The following is a 21,638-nucleotide window of genomic DNA, read 5'->3' on the forward strand; positions in this document are numbered from 1 at the left end:
CCAAGTTCAGAGTGGGCATTGCAATTACATAATCTGACCTATTGCTTCTGTCAGTTGTTCGGGTGTAAATGGTTTTACGAGATAACTATCTAATCCTAAATTCATTCCTTCATCAATAACTGATTGTTGTCCAACAGCACTGATCATAATGATTTTTGATGAAAGTTCTTCTTCTTTCAGTGTTTTTAGAATATCAAGTCCAAGCATATCAGGCAAGATATTATCTAATGTGATTAAATCTGGTTCTGAATCTAATGCCAGATCAATAGCTTCTTCACCGTTAGAAGCTTGACCAATTACTTCAAACCCTGCTTCTTCCAATGCATCTTTAATGATGGATCGCATATAAAGGGAGTCATCAACAATTAAAACTTTTTTTGACATGGGTAATTAAACGTTAATTTTTAAATAGTAGCACCTAGTACAGGCTTGAGATCTTCTTTTGTAATAATCTTAAAAATATCAATCAGGATAATCAATCGATCATCGATCTTAATTATTCCATTGATATAATCTTGCTCTCCATGCATTTCTGTAACAACAGCTGGAGTATAGTCTATATCAGTATCAGCTACTGATAATGTATTGGGTACATCTTTCACTAAGATCGCCATATTGTATTCATGGCTTTCTACCACTAATGTGTAACCACTCGTTTCACTAATGGTTTTATTTAGAGAAAATTTATCTTCTAGGTCAATAATTGCTAGAATATTACCTCTAATATTAGCTACTCCACGAACATAAGATGGAGTTAGTGGAATTTTTGTAATTCGGGGAGTAATTACAACTTCTTTAATTTGATCAATTCGTAAACCATACTCCTCTTCACCTAAACGGAATACGATGATATTACTTTTCTGTTCTTGTTCATCATCGATGGTCACTTTAGCAATATCAACTGCTTCAGCAATTTTCTCTTCTTTTGATAAACCTTCATTGTTTGGTTCTTCCACATTCATAATAATGGGGTCATTTAGTAGTATCTGTAGGATTGCGTTTCAATAGAAATTAATCTAAAGAAAATGATAAATTAATATAGAATTATGGGGAGAAAAGATATACTCTAAGAAGAATATACCTTTCCTCTTTTTTATGTTTTATTTCAATTTGAATTTACCAACACCCTCTTTCAGTTGAGAGGCTACTTGGTTCAATTCTTCAGATGTTTCACCCATTTCTTTCACAGATTCGGACATTTCATCTGCAACACCTGCCACGTTTTTCGTTCCAGCGGCAGTATCTTCAGATACAACTACAATTTTCTCGATATTTTGTACTACGGAGTCAATTGAACCTTTCTGAGTATCTGTTGCTTCAAGTACATCTTTTGATAACTTCAGTGTTTCTTCACTAGAGTCAAGAATAGTCTTAAATACTTCAGATACATCTTTCGTTGCATCATTACCTACTTTTACTGATTCTTCCATCTTACCAATGGCTTTTGTCGCAGAACCAACGTCCTTCTGAACATCTTGAATCACTTTCTCAATACCACCTGCAGATTGCCTTGAATCCTCGGCTAGTTTACGAATCTCTTCGGCTACTACCGCGAAACCTCTACCTGCTTCACCTGCTCTGGCTGCCTCAATTGCTGCGTTTAGGGCAAGTAGGTTAGTTTGTGAGGCAATGTCTGTAATTACAGTCAAGGCTCTTGAGATTTCTTCTGATCGTTTTGCCAAAATTTCAATTGATTCTGATGTTGATCCGGCTGAATTCTCAATGGCATCCATGTTTTCTACCAAGTGCTTGATAATCATCATACCATTCTGACAAGATTCCATACCAGATTCAGCTGATCGGTTAATGACATGTGCCTTATTACCGGTATCTTCTGCTGCTGAAAGAATTTCATCTACTAGTTTCGATGATTCATCCGTTCTTGCTACCTGCTCCAACATACCTGATGAAATTTCTTGAATCGCATTTACCACCGTTCCTGTTGAATTATCCATGATACCGAACTTCTCTTTCATCTGATCCGATGACCCTGCCACCGTGTTCGACATCTGTTCGATCTCTAAGAGTAGATTTTGTAGTCCATCCAAGGCTTCATTTAGACCTTGTGCCATTTGACCAATATCACCTGTTGCCTGACCTGTGAAACGTTTTGATAAATCCCCTTGTGCCATTGATTTCGTTAGCCCTTGGAACTCTAAAATTGGTTGTGAAATCGAGATTAGTAAGTTGTTAAAGGCATCGGCTAATTCTTTCCATGCACCTTGAGCACTTTCTATTTCGAGACGTTCACTCAGCTTACCTTGATTACCTGCAATTTGTACAACTCGGTTAATCTCGGTAATAAAGTTTTTCAGGTTATCTCTTAATGATCTGTTGTTTTCGATCATTCTACCGATATCAGAATCTAAGTTAATGCTACCTAAGTCCATCTTCGCATCAAAATTACCTTTGGCTAGCTCCTCTAAGAAATCTGAGAGTGCGTTATAGGCTGTTTTGAATTCGGTTACATCTGATGCGTATTTTACTACCTTAAAGATGTTTCCTTCCGCATCTTCAATAGGGTTATAAGTCGCTTGAAGCCATATTTCCTGTCCGGATTTATTGATTCGCTTATATTCCCCATTATCAAATTCACCTTTTCTCAGTTTCTCCCAGAAATTTTTATACTCAAAACTTGTAGCATAATCTGGTTCTACAAAGATACTATGGTGTTTACCGATAATTTCTTCTTTTCTATATCCCGTAGTGGTTAAGAAATTATCATTACACTCTAGGATATTACCATTTAAGTCGAATTCTACGGATGCTTGGGCTTTCAAGATGGCATTAATTTTACCTCTGTTTTCCGCATTGGCAAGTCGTCTTGATGTTACATCCTCTGCAATTTTTACAACCTTATAGAAGTTACCTTCATGGTCTTGTACTGGGTTATAAGTGGCTTGTAACCAAACTTCGTCTCCAGATTTATTATATCTCTTATAGACATTTCTATCAAATTCACCTCTTCCTAGTCTTTCCCAGAATTGCTTATATTCATTTGAGTTCGCATATTCTTTATGAACTAGCATACTGTGATGTGAACCGATAAGTTCTTCTTTGCTATACTGTGTATTTTGACTGAAGATATCGTTACAGTCAAGAATATTACCGACAAGATCAAATTCCACACGCATATAGTTTGCATCAATCGCCGCAATCTTACCGCGGTTATCAGCGTTGGCAATTCTTCTTGCTGTAATGTCATTGAGATAAGCGACAATCTTCACGTAGTTACCATCATAATCTTGAATCGGGTTATAAGATCCCTCTAACCAAACTTCTCGACCATCTTTTGTAATACGTTTGAAGGAATCCACTACATATTGACCTTTCTGAAGTTTCGCCCATAGTTCTTTATTTCTAAGGACTGTATCTTGGTCAACACCAACAATTACATCATGAGGATTATTCATTATTTCTCCCTCATTGTAACCCATTACTTCAAGTAAGGTATCGTTCATCGTTGTAATTTCACCATCCATTGAGAGTTCCATTACACCTGAAGATTTCGAGATTGCTTCATCTAGACCATCTTTCTCAACTTGTGAATCCATTTGGGCTGTTACATCAAATCGAATCGCAATGTATTTGACCGGTTTACCATCGTTGTCCAATACTGGGGCAATTGTGGCGTCAACCCAATAATAACCACCATTTTTCTTCAAGTTTCGGTATTTCACTTTATAGATTCTACCTGCTTGAATTGTTTCCCAGAACTCTTTGAAGATCTCCTTAGGAGTTGAAGGATGTCGTACAATATTGTGAGGTTTACCAATTAATTCTGCTTTAGAATATCCTGATAATTCAGCGAAAGCATCATTAATAAAGGTAATATTACCATGTAAATCTGTCTCTGACATTAAAGCGGCAGAGTTAAAGGCGTTTACTCTTGATTCTAATTCGTTCTTTAAAGCTTCTGCTCTACGTTGCGTTTCAATCTGCTCAGTAATATCAGTAGCATATTTCACTACTTTCATTGCATTACCATTCAAATCAAAGATTGGGCTATATGTGGCTTGTAACCACATCACACTACCATCTTTTTTCACTCTTCTATAAACACCTTCATCATGGACTCCTTGATTCAGTTTATCCCAGAAGCGTTCATATTCAACAGAGTTGGCTAAAGTTTCTTCCACCAACATTCTGTGATGCTTACCAACTAACTCTTGCTTCGGATATCCGGTTGTCTGAACAAATAGATCATTACATTCTGTAATTACTCCATCCATTCCAAATTCAACAACTGCTTGTACCTCACCAATCGCTTTAATTTTCGCTCTTGTTTCTGAGTTTCTTAAACGACGTTCCGTAATATCTTGTAAGTAAACTACGATTTTCACATAGTTTCCATCGTAATCTTGGATTGGGTTATATGAACCTTCAAGCCATACATCACTTCCATCTAAACGTTTTCTTTTAAATGAGTCTACATGGAATTGACCTTTCACCAATTTATTCCATAGATCTTTATTCTTATTGATCGTTTCTTGATCTGAAGTCAATAATACATCATGACTCTTACCAATTAACTCACCTTCATTATATCCTAATGCTTCTAGAATTGTATCATTGGCTGTCATTACCTCGCCATCCATTGTCAATTCAAGTACACCTGTTGATTTCGATAATGCTTCATCCACACCATCTTTTTCAACTTGTGAATCCATTTGAGCTGTTACATCAAATCGAATCGCAATATATTTAACAGGTTTTCCTTCTGAATCAAGTACTGGTGCAATCGTAGCATCAACCCAATAATAACCACCGTTCTTCTTCAAGTTTCGGTATTTCACTTTGTAGATCTTTCCGGCTTGGATTGTCTCCCAGAACTCTTTAAAGATCTCCTTAGGAGTTGAAGGATGTCGTACAATATTGTGAGGTTTACCTATTAATTCTTCTTTTGTATAACCAGATAGTTCTGCGAAAGCATCATTAATAAAGGTAATATTACCGTGTAAATCCGTCTCTGACATTAGGGCAGCAGAGTTGAAGGCATCTACTCTTGATTCTAATTCGTTTTTAAGGGCTTCTGCTCTTCGTTGTGTCTCAATTTGCTCTGTGATATCCGTCGCATATTTTACAACTTTCGAAACATTGTTATTCAGGTCAAAAATCGGGTTGTATGTAGCTTGTAACCACATTATACTACCATCTTTTCTTACTCTTCTATAGACTCCTTCATCATGAACACCTTGATTTAGTTTATCCCAGAAGCGTTCATATTCTATAGAATTGGCATAACTTTCTTCCACCAACATTCTATGGTGGTTCCCCATTAATTCTTCCTTAGAATACCCTGTAGTTTCAACAAAAAGATCGTTACAATCCTGCATTTCACCTTTAAGGTTGAATTCAACTACTGCTTGTACGTTACCAATTGCTTCAATTTTCGATCTTGCTTCCGAGTTTCTAAGACGTCTATCGGTTACATCTTCTGCAATTTTTACAATTTTATAAACATTACCTTCAAGATCCTTGATCGGGTTATAAGTGGCTTGCAACCAAACTTCCCTGCCTCCTGCGACAGTACGTTTGTAGACATTCTTATCAGGTTCACCACTTCTTAGTTTATTCCAGAAATCTTGATATTCTTTAGATTTTCCATATTCATCACTTACAAGGTTGATGTGGTCTAAACCAATTAATTCATCTTTACTAAACCCAACACCTTGAGAGAATAAATCATTACAATCAATGATATGTCGATCTAAATCAAATTCTACTCGCATGTAACTTGCATCAATCGCGGCAATTTTACCACGGTTGTCTGAGTTAGCTAACCTTCTTGAAGTTACATCTTCAGCAATTTTTACAATTTTGTAAACTTCACCTTCTTGATTTCTTACTGGGTTATAGGTAGCCTGTAACCATACTTGACGACCTCCTGCTACAATACGTTTATAGACGTTTTTATCAAAGTTTCCTTGTCTTAGATTATCCCAGAAAGCTTTGTATTCTTTAGATTCACCATATTCTTTATCCACAAGATTAATATGATCCAAACCTAACAGTTCATCTTTGCTAAAACCAACACCTTCAGAGAATAGATCATTACAGTCAATGATACATCTATTAAGATCAAATTCTACACGCATGTAGCTATTATCAATCGCGGCTACTTTACCTCGGTTATCAGCATTGGCTAATCGACGAGAAGTTACATCTTCTGCAATCTTTACAATTTTGTAAACTTCACCTTCTTGATTTCTTACTGGGTTATAGGTAGCCTGTAACCAAACTTGACGACCTCCTGCTACAGTACGTTTATAGACGTTTTTATCAAAGTTTCCTTGTCTTAGGTTATCCCAGAAAGCTTTGTATTCTTTAGATTCACCATATTCTTTATCCACAAGATTAATATGATCCAAACCTAATAGCTCATCTTTGCTAAAACCAACACCTTCAGAAAATAGATCATTACAGTCAATGATACATCTATTAAGATCAAATTCTACACGCATGTAGCTATTATCAATCGCAGCTACTTTACCTCGGTTATCCGCATTGGCTAATCGACGAGCAGTTACATCTTCTGCAATCTTTACAATTTTATAAACGTTACCATCTTGATCTTTTACTGGATTATAAGTGGCTTGTAACCAAACTTCTCTGCCTCCAGCAACAGTACGTTTATAGACGTTTTTATCAAATTCACCTCTTCTTAATTTGTTCCAAAAGTCTTTATATTCTTGAGAGGCTCCATATTTCTCATCAACTAAGTTAATATGGTCTAACCCGATTAATTCGTCTTTACTAAAACCAACACCTTCAGAGAATAGATCATTACAGTCAATGATATGTCGATTCAAATCGAATTCCACACGCATATAACTGTTGTCAATTGCGGCTACTTTACCACGGTTATCAGAGTTAGCTAATCGACGATCGGTTACATCTTGTATGTGAGCAATTATTTTGGCAACATTACCATCGTAATCTTTCACTGTGTTATAAGTACCTTCTAACCATTTGGTATTTCCTTGTGCATCTACTCTTTTGAAGGTACCTTTTACTGCTTTACCAGACTTGAGTTGATTCTTTCTATCATCATCCAATTTCAAATGCTCTGACTCTTTTGGAATAAAATTATCATGGTTCATTCCAATTAAATCAACTTCTTGATACCCCAAGAATTTGGCAAACAACTTATTAGCTCCGATTACATTTCCGTCTAAATCTAGCTCAACAATACCATTAGAATCAGAAATTACTTCTTGAACAGCTTCCATTTCTTTTTCTTGGTCCATTTGAGCTGTAACATTGAATCGGACACCAATATATTTTATTGGGTTACCCTCTGCATCCATCACTGGAGCAATTGTGGCTTGCACCCAATAGTGACTTCCATCTCTTGCCATATTTCGGTAAGTACCTTGGAACATTTGTCCATTTTGTACTTTATCCCATAATTCTTTAAATAATGACTTTGGATTAGCCGGGTGCCTAACAATACTGTGTGGTTTACCAATTAATTCGTCCGGTGTATATCCAGAAAGTTTTGCGAAAGTTTCATTGGCAAAAGTGATCGTACCATACAAATCTGTTTCAGATACTAATGCAGCAGTATGAAACACATTTACTGTAGAATCTAGCTCACTTTTTATATTTGAAAATTCTTGCTCTTTATTAGCTATATCTGTTACATCTAATCCTAGTAAAAGGTATTTGTACAGTTTGTTATCTTCATTATAAATTGGAGAGATAGTTACATCCATCCAAGCAGTAGCACCATCTTTTGTGACATTCTTTGTAGTCCCAGAATACGTTTCACCTTTTTTTACAATGTTAAAAACACTATCAGAAAAATTCTTTGGTGTATCTGGCGATAAGATTCTAGATAATGGTTGATTTAGTAGTTCACTTGATTTAAAACCTAATGTATTACTAAACCTGTCATTACAAGATATAATAGTACCATCTAATTCTGTTTCGACTACAAGAATAGTTTTATCTAAGGCTTTAGATTTTTCTCGAAGAATACGAACTTCTTTTTTCAGTTCTTTACAGTCTTCGTTTTGGATCTTTTTGGGTCTTTCATTTCCGGCTGAAGAATCATCTCGGCTTAACAGACGATCCTTCTTGATATTATCTCCTAGTGCCATATTAGTTATTTTGAACGGGTAATTTTTGGGCTGTACAGAAAGTTTATCTAACCATTTAAAACATGGGTGACATAATCAATAGTTAACTTTCTATATCAAATTACGACTTTTTCAAAACAATATTATAGAACAGTTTGTTATGCTAAGAATATTTATACAGATACTTAGTAATGAACTAATTGTCCATATTACTTTGGTAAAATCGATAACAGTTCTCTTGCTACTCTCATATAAGACATTGCACCCATTGATAAAGGTGCATAGTCAAAAATAGATTGTCCAAACGATGGAGCTTCCACTAATTTCACATCTATTCCTATATTATTCTCAAAAACTCTAATTCCAAAAGTTTCTTTAATATGACTATGGATCTCATGAGTAACCGTCCTTCTTTTATCAAACATTACCGGTAAAATACCTAGTATTGTCAAATGATTATTTAAGGTTTCTTTTATTTGGAAAACAGTATCTAAGATTTGAGATAATCCTTGCATACTCAATACTTCCATTTGTAAAGGAACGAAGATATGATCTGCTGCTGTCAATGCATTGATACTTAACACTGATAAAGCTGGAGCACAATCTATTAATATAAAATCATATTGATCTCTTACCTTTTCAATTGCTTTTTTTAATAAAAACTCTCTTCCTTCAGCATTAACCATAGATACTTCTGCATCAGCAAGAGAAACGTCAGATGGAGCTATAAAAATACTTTCTTTCTCAATAACTACATTTTGAATATCAATATTTTCGGTCAATACATGAGTGATTGATTTAGTATAATCATTCTGTGCACCAAAATGAAAAGTCATATTACCTTGAGCATCCATATCAATCAACAATACTTTGTTACCTAGTTTTCCTAAAGCAACACCTAAGTTTGTTGTTGTTGTTGTTTTTCCTGTTCCTCCTTTTTGATTAACGATGGCAATGACTTTTGCTTGATGCTCCATTTTTATAAAAAGTTCGTAATAGCTTTACGTATTTAAAATATCAGTGATTTAAGTTCGATAAAAATTCGAAATAATTATAATGAAGGGTGCAATAATTTTTCCAATTTTAAATAAAATAAAAAAAGGCTACCCCTAAGAGTAACCTTCTTTCTATATTCTACTAAGTAATCCTAATTAGATTAGGCAATCACCTGTCATTTCTTCTGGTTGATCAACACCTACGATTTTTAATACTGTAGGAGCAATATCACCTAACTTACCGTCTTTAATTTCACCATCAAAATCAGGATCTACAAAGATACATGGTACTAAGTTAGTTGTATGTGCTGTGTTTGGAGAACCGTCAGGGTTCATCATTACGTCTGAGTTACCATGGTCAGCAATAACGATTGAAGAATAACCGTTCGCTAAACCAGTCTCAACAACTGCTTTTGCACAAGCATCAACAGCTTCACATGCTGCAACTGCTGCTTCAAATACACCTGTATGACCTACCATATCAGCGTTAGCAAAGTTCAAGCAAACAAAATCAGCGTCTCCTTTTTCTAATTCAGGAACAATTTTATCTCTGATATCGTAAGCACTCATTTCAGGTTGTAAATCGTACGTAGCTACTTTTGGAGATGGAGCTAATAAACGAGTTTCACCTTCAAATTCTTTTTCACGTCCACCAGAGAAGAAGAATGTTACGTGAGGATATTTTTCAGTTTCAGCAATTCTGATCTGCTTCTTACCTGCACTTTCTAAAACTTCACCTAATGTTTGTGATAAGTTATCTTTATGGAATAACACATCAACACCTTTGAATGTCTCATCGTACATTGTCATTGTAAGGTATTTGATATCCAATTTTGTCATTCCTCCTTCTGGAATATCTCTTTGTGTTAGAGCTTGAGAAATTTCTCTACCTCTATCGGTACGGAAGTTGAAACAAAGAACAACATCACCTTCTTCAATTTTTGCGATAGGCTCACCATCTACAGAATTAACTAAAGGCTTGATGAATTCGTCAGTAACATCTTCATCATAAGAAGCTTGAATAGCATCTTGAAGATTTGTTACTTTTTCACCTTCTGCATTTACCATTACATTGTAAGCTAAAGCTACTCTTTCCCAACGGTTATCTCTATCCATTGCATAGTAACGTCCAACTACAGAAGCAATTTGACCAGTCGTTTTTGCCATATGATCTTCAACATCTGCAATAAAACCTTTACCTGATTTTGGATCACAGTCACGACCATCAGTGAAAGCATGAACAAAAACTTGATCTTTTCCTAAATCTGCAGCATTAGCAGCTGTAAGAAGACCTTTTAAATGTCCAACGTGTGAGTGAACACCACCGTCTGACACTAAGCCCATAAAGTGAACTTTTTTATTGTTTTCTTTAGTGTAAGCAAATGCGTCTTGTAATTCTTTAATATCAGCAATAGAACCATCTTGAACAGCTTGGTTGATTCTTACTAACATTTGGTATACTACACGACCCGCACCTAAGTTCATATGTCCTACTTCAGAGTTACCCATTTGACCTTCAGGAAGTCCAACTGCAAGCCCAGAAGCTTCTAATTTACTATGCTTATATTTTTCATATAATGAATCTACAAAAGGTGTATTTGCTTGTGCAATAGCAGATACTTTCGGATCAGGACCAATTCCCCATCCATCTAAGATCATTAAGATTGTTTTCTTGTTCATGATAATAATTTTATCGTATTCTTATTAATAAAATAATCGTGGGCAAATATACATTTTGTTATCACTTTTATAAATGATATTCATCACAATGTAGGGTTGAAACATAGACTTTTTAAAGTGTTAAAATCACCCTTATGATTAATGGAATTAGAATTTTTAAAAGAAAGTTTTCTCCTATTTGATTAATATGAAATGATTCTTGAAATTATCCTATAATCCTAATTATTAATTTCTTATCTTGGATTAACCATTAACACTATCAACCCATTCTCAGTCATATGAAACTTATCTTAAAAAACCTTATTCTCTTAAGTACACTTTTTTATTTTTCTTCATGTAATAACTCTGATATTGCAAATACTGCATCTGCAGTGGAAGGTACATATTCCGTTTTGTCTATTTCTGCGAAAACAAGTCAGGGGCAATCCAACCTATCTAATATCCCAGATACAGATGTAATTCGATTTATTAAAAAAGATGATAGGATTGTTGATATACAAATTGCTATTGAAGCTGCATCCGTAAAATTTGGTTCTTCTCAACAAGATTATTTAAAGAGTACATACACTGATGTAAATGTTGAAAAACAAAGAGAGAATGCTTCATTTCAGCTGTTAAAGATTACCAATTCGGAAAGTAATGGCTCATTATCTGGTGTCGTTAATGATGATGGAAGATTGACATTAACTTATAGAATATCAGGAACAGAATTATTTTCTATTTCTGGCAAAAAAAGATAAAACTTGCATAGTATTTGTCTAACAAGCATTAACAATTGTCCTTATATCAGATCTATCACCTAAATAGGTCTGATATATTTTTATTTAGCAACTTATTTTTTAATAAAGAACAATTATGAAAAAGCTTTTTATTCTATTCATTCTACCACTATTTGTTTTTACTTCTTGTACTGATGCAATTGATGATGCTGTTAACGACTTAGTTGATGCCGTTTTAGATTATGGTGATGCAAGTGCAAAAGTAGATGGTGCATCAAGAAATTTTGAAAACTTCTCAGGTTACAGACTTAATGATATTTCAGGAGATGTTCAGTTAACGACTCTTTATTTCACTGATTTAGATGTATCAATCACAGGTGGTAACACAACAGGAGATGCAATTGTATTTTTCTTAAACTCAGAATTAGTTTCTACTGATCCTGCAAACGAAATAAATATTGCACCAACGAGCCTTTTAGAAGCAACAACACTAGCGGCTAATCTCGTGACAAACCCTACATTAGCTCAAGTTTCAGTTTTATATATTGAAGATGTAAATACTGACGATTTATTCAGTTTAATCAAAGAATATGTAGATACTAGTGAAATGGCAAGAGTATTGGCTTTAGCTTCAGAAAAAGATGTTGAAGTAAAAACATCAAATGTATTAAGCATTAGTCAAGCTGCAATTGGAGGAGACTTAACACAATTCTTAAAGCTGAAATTTACTCAAACAGGTGATGATAAATTATCTGGAGAGTTTAGCTTCAAAGGTGTTTCAGATAACGGAACTGTTGAAATTACTGAAGGTGTATTTATTGATACTCCAAAAGATGTGAGTAATTTCTAAATAAACTCAACGATATATGAAGGTGCTGTTTTTAACAAATAGCACCTTTTTTTTATGCCTAATTTTTAGTAAATTATTGAATATCAACCTTTTCTACTAAACCCGCACTATTATGACTCACCTACTCTTTTTTATCCTTCCCTTCAGTTCTCTCTTTCTAAATCCAAATGTAGAATCTAATGAAACATCAAAAGTTCTCTTAGAGGTCATTAATCATGATTCTGAAAATCTAAATGGATTGCACCTAGAAATCTATACAGAAGAAAAACTGATTGCTCGTTTAAATACTCTGAATATCACTGCCATCACTTTGGAAAAGGAAAAATATGAGTTCATGCTTTATTATTGTAATGAAGTCTATAAAATCAAAGCTGAAGTGAACGAGCAACAACATCATATGGTTTTTGTAATTGCAGAAAAAAATTGTCAAGAAAACTTACTATTCAGTAAATAATCCATCTCATTTATATTTAATTACTATAAAAGTAGGTAGGTATTCATTCTAAAGCTTAATTTCGCAGTCTACAATCTAGAATTGAGGAATTTAATAAAAAGTAATAGGATGGAATCAAAACTTACTTTATCAAATCGATTTGATAATATTACAGAGTCTGCCACTTTAGTAATGGCAGTTAAAGCAAGAGAATTACAAGCAAAAGGTGTTAATGTCATAAAGTTAAACCTGGGTGAACCTGATTTTGCTACTCCACAATATATTCAAGATGCTGCAAAACAAGCTATCGATGATGGTAAATACTTTTCATACCCTCCCGTTCCTGGTTATCCTGAATTAAGAACAGCTATCGCTGAAAAACTTCAAACTGAAAATGGTTTGGATTACAAAATGGAAAACATTGTTGTTTCAGCTGGTGCAAAACACTCCATTGCGAATGTAATGTTGAGTTTACTTAATGAAGGTGATGAAGTCATTGTATTTTCTCCATATTGGGTTTCTTATACAGACCAAATTGTATTAGCGGGTGGTAAGCCTGTTATTCTGGCTGGAGATATCGATAATGACTTCAAAGTATCTGCTGAGCAATTAAAAGCGGCGATCACACCAAGAACAAAAGCTATTTTATTTTCTTCTCCTTGTAATCCGACAGGAACTGTTTTTTCTAAAGAAGAATTAAGAGCTATTGCAGATGAAGTGAAAATGCACGATAACATCTACATTGTTTCTGATGAAATCTATGAGTACATCAATTTTGGAGGTCCTCATGTAAGCATCGCTTCTTTTGATGATGTAAAAGACCGTACTATTGTAGTTAACGGTTTTTCTAAAGGATTTGCAATGACAGGTTGGAGAATTGGCTATATCGCTGCTCCATTACATGTTGCCAAAGCTTGTATTGTTATCCAAGGTCAAGTGACTTCAGGTATTAATACAATCACACAAAGAGCTGCAATTGCAGCATTGAAAGGAGATAAATCTGTAATTGAAGAAATGCGTAGTGCATATCTAAGAAGAAGAGATTTATTAAAAGGTTTATTAGACGAAATTGAAGGTGTGAAAACAAACTTACCACAAGGTGCTTTCTATATCTTCCCTGATTTCAGTTCTTATTTTGGTAAATCTTTTAATGGAAAAGTCATTAAAGATTCTTCTGATCTTGCACTATATTTCTTAAATGAAGCACATGTTTCAACGGTTGCAGGAGCTGCTTTTGGTGCTCCAAATTGTATCCGTATTTCTTATGCAGCATCAGATGATGAATTAATTGCTGCTTGTGCAAAAATTAAGGAAGCATTAGCCAACTTAAAGTAAATCATACTATTTAGTTCACTTTGTAACTGAATAATAAATAGGCATTCTATCGCCTTATAACCTAATTTAAAAATGGCACTAAGTATTAAAGACGCCTTAGATAAATTCAATGGCTTAAAAGCTTTAGTAATTGGAGACGTAATGATTGATTCCTACATATGGGGATCAGTAGACCGTATTTCTCCAGAAGCTCCGGTCCCAATTGTTGATGTCAAAAACAGAGAATCAAGAATGGGTGGTGCTGCCAACGTAGCAAAAAATATTCACTATTTGGGTGCTCAACCTATCCTTTGTGCCGTAATAGGTAAAGATGGGGATGCGAATACTTTCTTGGACCTTTGTGACCAATTAGGTATTTCTAAAGATGGGCTTGTTCAAAGTGAAAATAGAATAACAACGGTAAAACATAGAGTTATTGCAAGTGCTCAACATGTTTTACGTATTGACAATGAAGACAGCTCTCCTATTGGAAAAGAAGATACTGCTCTTTTATTAGAGCGAATTGAAACTTTATCAGAGGAAGCTGATGTTATCATTTTCGAGGATTACGATAAAGGTGTTCTCACGCCAGAATTAATTGCTAAAGTTGTTGAAATTGCCAAAAGAAAAGGAATTCCTACCACGGTCGATCCAAAAAAACGCAATTTCTTAGCCTATGAAGGTGTTACTTTATTTAAACCCAATCTCAAAGAAATGAGAGAAGGTTTAAAGTTTGATTATGATGGTGAAGTGATTGATGAAGTCTCTGAAGCAACAAAATTGCTAAAAGAAAAAATGGATAACCAACACACAATGGTTACTCTTTCTGAACATGGAGTCTTCATTACTGATCATAATGAAAATGTTCACATTCCTGCTCATAAAAGAGAGATCGCTGATGTTTCTGGTGCTGGTGATACAGTTATTAGTATTGCTTCACTTGCATTGGCCATCGGATTACCAATGGACAAAGTGGCTGGTCTTGCCAATTTAGGTGGAGGTTTAGTCTGCGAACATGTTGGTGTAGTTCCGATCGACAAATCTGCTCTTCTTTCTGAAGCAGAAAAGAAATTATAATATGATTTCAAAGGAAGAAAAAAAAGCTGCATTTAAGACAACCTGGTATAGCATTATTGGAAATATCTTACTGACTGTTACAAAAGGTACAGTTGGTGTTTTAGGAAATTCTCAAGCGATGATTGCTGATGCCATTGAATCTTGTGCAGATATCATTTCTTCCTTTGTCATTTTAGCAGGTTTAAATTTTTCAACGAAGGCTCCAGATGATAATCATCCTTATGGTCATGGTAAATTTGAACCAATAGCTACCTTTATTACAGTCGGTTTTCTTGTTGCTTCTGCAATTATTATTGCAGTCCAAAGTATCAATCGAATTATTTCTGGAGAAATTGACACTCCTTCTTCTTACACTTTAATTGTACTAGGAGGAATTATTTCTGTCAAATTTTTTCTTTATAGATATGTATTACATAGAGGTAAAAAATTAAACAGTTCTTCTTTAGAAGCAGATGCAGGACACCATAAGAGTGATGCATTAATATCATTATCTGCTTTTATCGGAATAGCTATCTCTATTTATGGTGGAGAAGGCTATGAAACTGCAGATTCTTGGGCTGCTTTATTTGCAGTAGGTATAATACTCTTCAATAGTTACTTACTTTTCCGTCCTGCCTTTGGCGAAATTATGGACGAAAACCTTTATGATGACTTAATTGAAAAAGTAAAACAAGAAACTGTAAAAGTAGATGGTGTTATTGACACAGAAAAGTGCTTTATTCGTAAAATGGGTTTTAAGTTTTATGTAGATCTTCATATTATTGTTGATGGAGAAATTACAGTAAGAGAAGGTCATGATATTGCACACAAAGTCAAAGATTCTCTAAAAGAAGATTTTAATGAAATAGCTGACATACTCATTCATGTAGAACCTAGTCCTTTGAAGGACGAAACTTTTTAAAACAGACTTCCTTAACTATGGGATTTAGATCTTTTTTGAGTAAGCCATTTGCAGCTTACGTCGTAAAACAACAAAATGAGTGGGCGATGAATGCTAGCCGAACTCAAGACAATGTTTTCCAATCTTTGATTCAAGGTGCGAAAAATACGGCATTCGGTAGAGATCATAATTTTAGTGACATAAAAAATTATGAAGACTTCAAAAAAAATGTCCCTATTGTCGATTATGAGGCACTACGTCCTTACATTGACCGTATTATAAAAGGAGAAAGTGATATTCTTTGGAAAGGAGATCCTATCTATTTTGCTAAAACTTCAGGAACTACTTCTGGAGCAAAATATATTCCTTTGACAAAAGAATCCATTCCTAACCATATTAATTCAGCACGAAATGCAATGCTGAATTATATCCATGAATCTGGTAAATCTAAATTCTTAGATAAAAAATTAATCTTCCTTTCTGGAAGCCCTGTTTTAGGCAAATCAGGTAATATATTATCAGGTAGATTATCAGGAATTGTCAATCATCATGTTCCAGGTTATTTACGTTCAAATCAAATGCCTAGCTATGATACCAATTGTATTGAAGATTGGGAAATCAAATTAGAACGTATTATTGATGAAACAATTGCTCAAGATATGTCACTTATCTCAGGTATTCCACCTTGGGTACAGATGTATTTTGATAGAATAATCGAACGTACTGGTAAACCGATTCATGAAGTTTTTCCTAATTTCGAACTATTCATTTATGGTGGTGTAAATTTTGAACCATACAGAAAGAAATTGTATGATTCCATTGGAAAAACTTTACCTTCCATAGAATTATTCCCTGCATCAGAGGGATTCTTTGCATTTCAGGATTCTCAACACGAAGAAGGAATGTTGATGCAGTTGGACTCAGGAATTTTCTATGAGTTTATTCCAAGCGAAGAGTACTTTGATGAAAACCCAACTCGTCTAAAAATTGATGAGGTAGAATTGAATAAAAATTATGCTTTAATTATTAATTCAAATGCTGGACTTTGGGGATACTCAATTGGTGATACTGTAAAATTTGTTTCTAAAGATCCTTACAGAGTTATCGTATCTGGTAGAATCAAACACTTTATTTCTGCTTTTGGTGAACATGTTATCGGTGAAGAAGTAGAAAAGGCCATGAAACATGCATTAAGTCAATTCCCTGAAGTAGAAATCACTGAATTTTCTGTTGCTCCTCAAGTAACTGTTTCAGAAGGATTACCTTATCATGAATGGCTTATCTCTTTTGAGAATGAACCGAATGATTTGGAGGCTTTTTCACTTTGCCTAGACAATAAATTAAGAGAACTGAATACATACTATGATGATTTAATCACAGGTAGTATCACGAGAACATTAGTCATTACACCATTACAAAGAGATGCTTTTCAGCAATACATGAAATCAATTGGTAAGTTAGGAGGACAAAATAAAGTCCCAAGGCTTTCTAATGATCGAAAGATTGCCGATAAGATCGTAGAATGGAAAAAATAATTTAAATCTCTCAATGAATCTCAGTATTTATTGAGAGATTTTTTTTAATTTCGATAAGGTAAAAAGAAAAAATGCATAGTTTTTGAAATTATACATTATTCAAAGAGCTAATAGCATTAAATAAAGATTTTATAAAAGCACTCTCTTAAAATTACTATCTTAGATAGAATTAGAAATCTTTAAAAACCAAGCTAGTTATAAATTTCGTACTACTGTCAGAGATCCGATTATGAGTAAAAAAATAAATACTATACTGTTAGTTGATGATAACGATACAGATAATTTTATCAACAGCAGGATCATAGAGCTAACTAAATTTGCGGAAGAAACCGTAATCAAGAACTCTGGTAAAAAGGCTTTAGAATTTTTACAAGAACGATATGATTTAAAAGGCAATCTACCAAGCTTAATATTATTGGATATCAATATGCCAATAGTTGATGGTTTTGTCTTTTTGTATGAATTTGAAAGTTTCCCTGAAGATTTAAAACAAAAATGTAAAATCGCTATTCTTTCTAGCTCAGATAATGAGTCAGATATAGAACGAATCGTCAATAATGAATATGTTATAAGATTTATCACAAAACCACTAACAGAAGAAGCACTAATCTCTGTTGGTGAAATTTTGCCAGATGAATAAAAAAAGGTCGCAACTTAAAAATTGCGACCTTTTTTATGGAAAGCACCAAACTATTTTTTTCCTAAACCATAGGCTTTACGAATCATATTTTCAGCAGTTGCATCAGGTAGCAAACGTTTCGCAAATGCCAATAAACTAGCATTTCCACCTGAAACATATACCGGTGATGGTGCTTTCTTTTCAATAACCTTCATGACAGTATCGGCAATTACAGTTGATGATTCTGCTTCTGACATACTTCCTTTTACGCTCTGACGAATATTATCTGCATATGGGAAATATTCTGAATCCTCTGAACAGTTAAAATCAGGAACAATATTCGAAGCAATGTGATTAGGCTCTACTAATGCCACGGTCACATTAAATTCTTTCATCTCACTTCGTAAAGACTGAGTAAACCCAGACACTGCAAATTTTGTAGCAACATAAGCAGAATAATAAGGTGCAGCAAATCGACCATTCAGTGAACCTATATTAATAATTGTCCCTGCTCTTCTTTCTCTCATTTGAGGTAAAACTCTTCTCGTCAAATCAATTAAACCAAAGAAGTTTACTTCAAATAAATATCTATATTTTTCTAGGCTTGTCTCTTCTACCGGACCAATTTGAGATTGACCGGCATTATTGATAAGCACATCAATTTTTTCATCTTTGATTTCCTCCCAACATTGGGCGATGCTTTCTGAACTAGAAACATCTAAAGCAACATACTGAACACCTTCTAACTTGTTTTTTGTTGTTTCCGGATTTCGTGATGTTCCTATCACTTTGTAACCTTTTGCAACTGCAGCTTCTGCGATAGAACGACCAATTCCTGAAGAAGCTCCTGTAATAAATAATGTTTGCTGAGTACTCATAGTTTATATTATTTTCCACAAAGTTAAAAAGATGTCTGACTATTGAATATTAATCTTCTTCTTTTTTATTGGACATGAATAATTACTGATCTTTTTTCCTATTGAAACCAAAAATATCAGAACAAAACCTAGTAAATTAAGTTGACTTTAATTAAATAGTTGTTCAAACATATAAACCGTTATTAAATACATAATCAACAATGAAAAATTTTGAACTTTGGAATCCTACTCGATTAGTTTTTGGTGAAAAAAGAATTGAAGAGGTGAACAATTATGTTCCAGCTGAAGCTAAAAATATCTTACTTGTTTTTGGAGGTGGTAGTATCAAAAAGAATGGTATTTACGACGATGTAAAAAAATCGCTTGAAGGTCGTAATGTCATTGATTTTGGTGGAATTGAGCCAAACCCTCGTTATGAAACGATCATGAAAGCAAGAGAATTAGCCATCAAAGAAAATGTCGATTTTATCTTAGCTGTTGGTGGAGGTTCAGTGATTGACGCTACTAAATTCCTGTGCGTAGCTATACCATTTACAGAAAGTGATCCATGGGATATTATCAAAAAAGGATTAGGTAAAAAAGTAAAAGAAGCTGTTCCATTTGGTACAGTACTTACGCTCCCAGCTACAGGGTCTGAGATGAATTCTGGATCTGTGGTGACGCGTGAAAGTACAAAAGAGAAATTAGCTTTTGGAGGTCCATTATGTTTTCCAAAATTCTCTGTATTGGACCCAAGAGTTGTAGCTTCTCTTCCAGAAAGACAAGTGGTCAATGGTATTACAGATGCTTTTACTCACGTATTAGAACAATATTTAACGTATCCCGCAAAAGCTCCATTACAAGACCGATTTGCAGAAGGTATCTTACAAACGTTAGTAGAAATTGCTCCTCAGGTTATTGCTAACCCTGCGGATAGTTCTTTAGCTGGAAACTTCATGTGGTGTTGTACAATGGCCTTAAATGGACTAATCCAACAAGGTGTTCCTACGGATTGGGCAACACACATGATTGGCCATGAATTGACAGCAATGTTTGAGATTGATCATGCAAGAACTTTAGCGATTATTGGCCCTAACTTATATCGAGTGATGTTTAATAACAAAAAAGATAAGCTAGTTCAGTATGGTGAAAGAGTTTGGGGAATTACTGAAGGTTCTGAAGAAGAAAGAGCACAAGCTACGATCGAAAGAACTGTAGAATTCTTCCATTCAATGAATATTAAAACAAAGATCTCTGACTATACAGATAATACTGCTGAGGTTGCTAAAACAATTGTAGACCGTTTTTCTGAAAGAAAATGGTTGGGTCTTGGCGAAAGAGGTGATATTACTTTAGAAAAAGTACAAGAGATTGTGGAAATGAGTATTTAATTTCACTTCTTTTTATATAAAAATGCCTTTAATGAAATTTCATCATTAAAGGCATTTTTTATTAAATTTCTTCGAGTTTACATCTCATAAAGCTCTATAGGCAATTCATCTGGATCATCAAAGAAACAAAATTTCTTATCTGTATAGGGATCCACCATAATATCGCCAACCTTGATCTTTTTTTCCTTTAAAAAACTCACACTTTCTTCTATACTATCCACTTCAAAAGCAATGTGTCTTAGACCTCTTGCTTCAGGCCAAGATACTCTTGGTGGATTATCAGGAAACGAAAATAATTCAATCAAGTATTCTCCATTAAAAGATAAATCCAATTTCCATGAATCTCTTTCTTCTCTATACACTTCTTTTATGATTTCAAATCCCATTATTTCAGTATAAAATTTTTTAGATTTTGGATAATCTGAACAGATAATGGCGATGTGATGTAATTTGTTAAGTTGGAGCATACTTTGATTTTAATGAATTAATTTTTGCAAGATAAAATAAAAAAGGCACACCCCTAGAGGTATGCCTTAAATTGGACGACTTGAATTTATTTTTTCAGCGATTTAATCTGATCTTTTAGAAGTTGGATGATATCTTCCTTATCAGATAGCTGTGATTTTAATTGCTGTATCTGCTCTTTTAGTTGAGTAACTTCATCAGAAGAATTCTCAGAAGTAGCTTCTTGCCCTTTTTTCTTCTTCTTTTTCTTCTGTTTGATATCGACTCTAATGTTTCTTACATCAGGATCATCAGTTTTTACTTCGTTTACTTCAACATCTACAGTTTTTGAAGCTTCTTGTGCTTCTTCTACTGCTCCTTGTACGGCTTCGAATACATTCTTGATCGTTTTCTTTACTTTGTCCTTTTGTGTCTCGTCTGACATTCTAGGAAAAACAAAATCTCTCAATAGGTCTTCGAATGGGTTGTCTTTTCTGCTCATTTTATTAATTAATTTGACAATGTTTTTTGGCCATTGGCCTTATTTAATTTCATATAAGTTAACGAATTTAAATAAGAAGTGTTTCAAATTTTTGGAAAAACTTGATGGATAACTTTTAAAAAAATTAGGCAAAAAAAAATCCTGTCTCATTTCTGAAACAGGATTAATGTACTCCGTACGGGATTCGAACCCGTGCTACCAGGATGAAAACCTGGCGTCCTAACCCCTAGACGAACGGAGCGGGGTATTGATTTTAAG

General features: G+C 34.3%; 17 protein-coding genes and 1 tRNA gene. 9 read left to right on the forward strand and 9 right to left on the reverse strand.

The features are described 5' to 3' along the window. Positions 1-24: 24 nt before the first annotated feature. The 5 genes from ACXAHM_RS23185 to gpmI all read right to left on the reverse strand — a co-directional run bounded on the left by ACXAHM_RS23185 (position 25) and on the right by gpmI (position 10,759). A complete protein-coding gene (locus ACXAHM_RS23185; protein ID WP_474965596.1) occupies positions 25-384 on the reverse strand; it encodes a response regulator in 360 nt (119 codons plus the stop codon). A 20-nt stretch (positions 385-404) separates the two neighbouring features. Beyond that, a complete protein-coding gene (locus ACXAHM_RS23190) occupies positions 405-962 on the reverse strand; it encodes a chemotaxis protein CheW (protein WP_474965598.1) in 558 nt (185 codons plus the stop codon). Between the two features lie 138 nt (positions 963-1,100). After that, positions 1,101-8,105: a PAS domain S-box protein gene (locus ACXAHM_RS23195; protein WP_474965600.1), complete on the reverse strand. Its 7,005-nt coding sequence runs from the start codon at positions 8,103-8,105 to the stop codon at positions 1,101-1,103. Between the two features lie 188 nt (positions 8,106-8,293). Next, positions 8,294-9,061, reverse strand: coding sequence for a ParA family protein (locus ACXAHM_RS23200; RefSeq protein ID WP_474965602.1), 768 nt, complete (start codon positions 9,059-9,061; stop codon positions 8,294-8,296). Between the two features lie 174 nt (positions 9,062-9,235). Next, on the reverse strand, positions 9,236-10,759 hold the full coding sequence (gpmI, locus tag ACXAHM_RS23205) for a 2,3-bisphosphoglycerate-independent phosphoglycerate mutase (RefSeq protein WP_474965605.1): 1,524 nt from the start codon (positions 10,757-10,759) through the stop codon (positions 9,236-9,238). 278 nt (positions 10,760-11,037) lie between these two features. On the opposite strand from gpmI, the gene ACXAHM_RS23210 reads away from it, so the two are divergent. The 8 genes from ACXAHM_RS23210 to ACXAHM_RS23245 all read left to right on the forward strand — a co-directional run bounded on the left by ACXAHM_RS23210 (position 11,038) and on the right by ACXAHM_RS23245 (position 18,207). Continuing rightward, a complete protein-coding gene (locus tag ACXAHM_RS23210) occupies positions 11,038-11,499 on the forward strand; it encodes a hypothetical protein (protein WP_474965607.1) in 462 nt (153 codons plus the stop codon). Positions 11,500-11,614: 115 nt separating this feature from the next. Beyond that, entirely contained in the window at positions 11,615-12,328 is a 714-nt protein-coding gene (locus tag ACXAHM_RS23215; RefSeq protein ID WP_474965609.1) for a hypothetical protein, read from the forward strand. Positions 12,329-12,440: 112 nt separating this feature from the next. After that, positions 12,441-12,782 carry a hypothetical protein gene (locus tag ACXAHM_RS23220; RefSeq protein WP_474965612.1) on the forward strand — a complete coding sequence of 114 codons (342 nt, stop codon included), beginning with the start codon at positions 12,441-12,443 and terminating at the stop codon, positions 12,780-12,782. Between the two features lie 108 nt (positions 12,783-12,890). Further along, complete coding sequence (locus ACXAHM_RS23225) at positions 12,891-14,096, forward strand: pyridoxal phosphate-dependent aminotransferase (RefSeq protein WP_474965615.1); 1,206 nt, start codon at positions 12,891-12,893, stop codon at positions 14,094-14,096. Between the two features lie 72 nt (positions 14,097-14,168). Then, positions 14,169-15,152, forward strand: coding sequence for a bifunctional heptose 7-phosphate kinase/heptose 1-phosphate adenyltransferase (locus ACXAHM_RS23230; protein WP_474965617.1), 984 nt, complete (start codon positions 14,169-14,171; stop codon positions 15,150-15,152). 1 nt (position 15,153) lies between these two features. After that, on the forward strand, positions 15,154-16,053 hold the full coding sequence (locus tag ACXAHM_RS23235) for a cation diffusion facilitator family transporter (protein ID WP_474965619.1): 900 nt from the start codon (positions 15,154-15,156) through the stop codon (positions 16,051-16,053). 17 nt (positions 16,054-16,070) lie between these two features. Further along, entirely contained in the window at positions 16,071-17,567 is a 1,497-nt protein-coding gene (locus tag ACXAHM_RS23240) for a GH3 auxin-responsive promoter family protein (protein WP_474965621.1), read from the forward strand. Between the two features lie 229 nt (positions 17,568-17,796). After that, entirely contained in the window at positions 17,797-18,207 is a 411-nt protein-coding gene (locus tag ACXAHM_RS23245) for a response regulator (protein WP_474965624.1), read from the forward strand. 50 nt (positions 18,208-18,257) lie between these two features. On the opposite strand, the gene ACXAHM_RS23250 is transcribed toward ACXAHM_RS23245, so the two are convergent. Beyond that, positions 18,258-19,064: an SDR family oxidoreductase gene (locus tag ACXAHM_RS23250; RefSeq protein WP_474965626.1), complete on the reverse strand. Its 807-nt coding sequence runs from the start codon at positions 19,062-19,064 to the stop codon at positions 18,258-18,260. A 200-nt stretch (positions 19,065-19,264) separates the two neighbouring features. Here ACXAHM_RS23250 and ACXAHM_RS23255 point away from each other — a divergent pair, with 200 nt between their 5' ends. Then, complete coding sequence (locus ACXAHM_RS23255) at positions 19,265-20,434, forward strand: iron-containing alcohol dehydrogenase (protein ID WP_474965628.1); 1,170 nt, start codon at positions 19,265-19,267, stop codon at positions 20,432-20,434. Positions 20,435-20,511: 77 nt separating this feature from the next. Here ACXAHM_RS23255 and gloA2 read toward each other — a convergent pair whose 3' ends face one another. The 3 genes from gloA2 to ACXAHM_RS23270 all read right to left on the reverse strand — a co-directional run bounded on the left by gloA2 (position 20,512) and on the right by ACXAHM_RS23270 (position 21,621). Then, a complete protein-coding gene (gene gloA2 / locus ACXAHM_RS23260; protein ID WP_474965630.1) occupies positions 20,512-20,901 on the reverse strand; it encodes an SMU1112c/YaeR family gloxylase I-like metalloprotein in 390 nt (129 codons plus the stop codon). Between the two features lie 86 nt (positions 20,902-20,987). Beyond that, on the reverse strand, positions 20,988-21,380 hold the full coding sequence (locus ACXAHM_RS23265; protein WP_474965632.1) for a hypothetical protein: 393 nt from the start codon (positions 21,378-21,380) through the stop codon (positions 20,988-20,990). A gap of 169 nt (positions 21,381-21,549) precedes the next feature. After that, positions 21,550-21,621, reverse strand: a tRNA-Glu gene (locus ACXAHM_RS23270). Positions 21,622-21,638: the final 17 nt, after the last annotated feature.

It is taken from the genome of Flammeovirga sp. AWQ4_249, assembly GCF_056161045.1.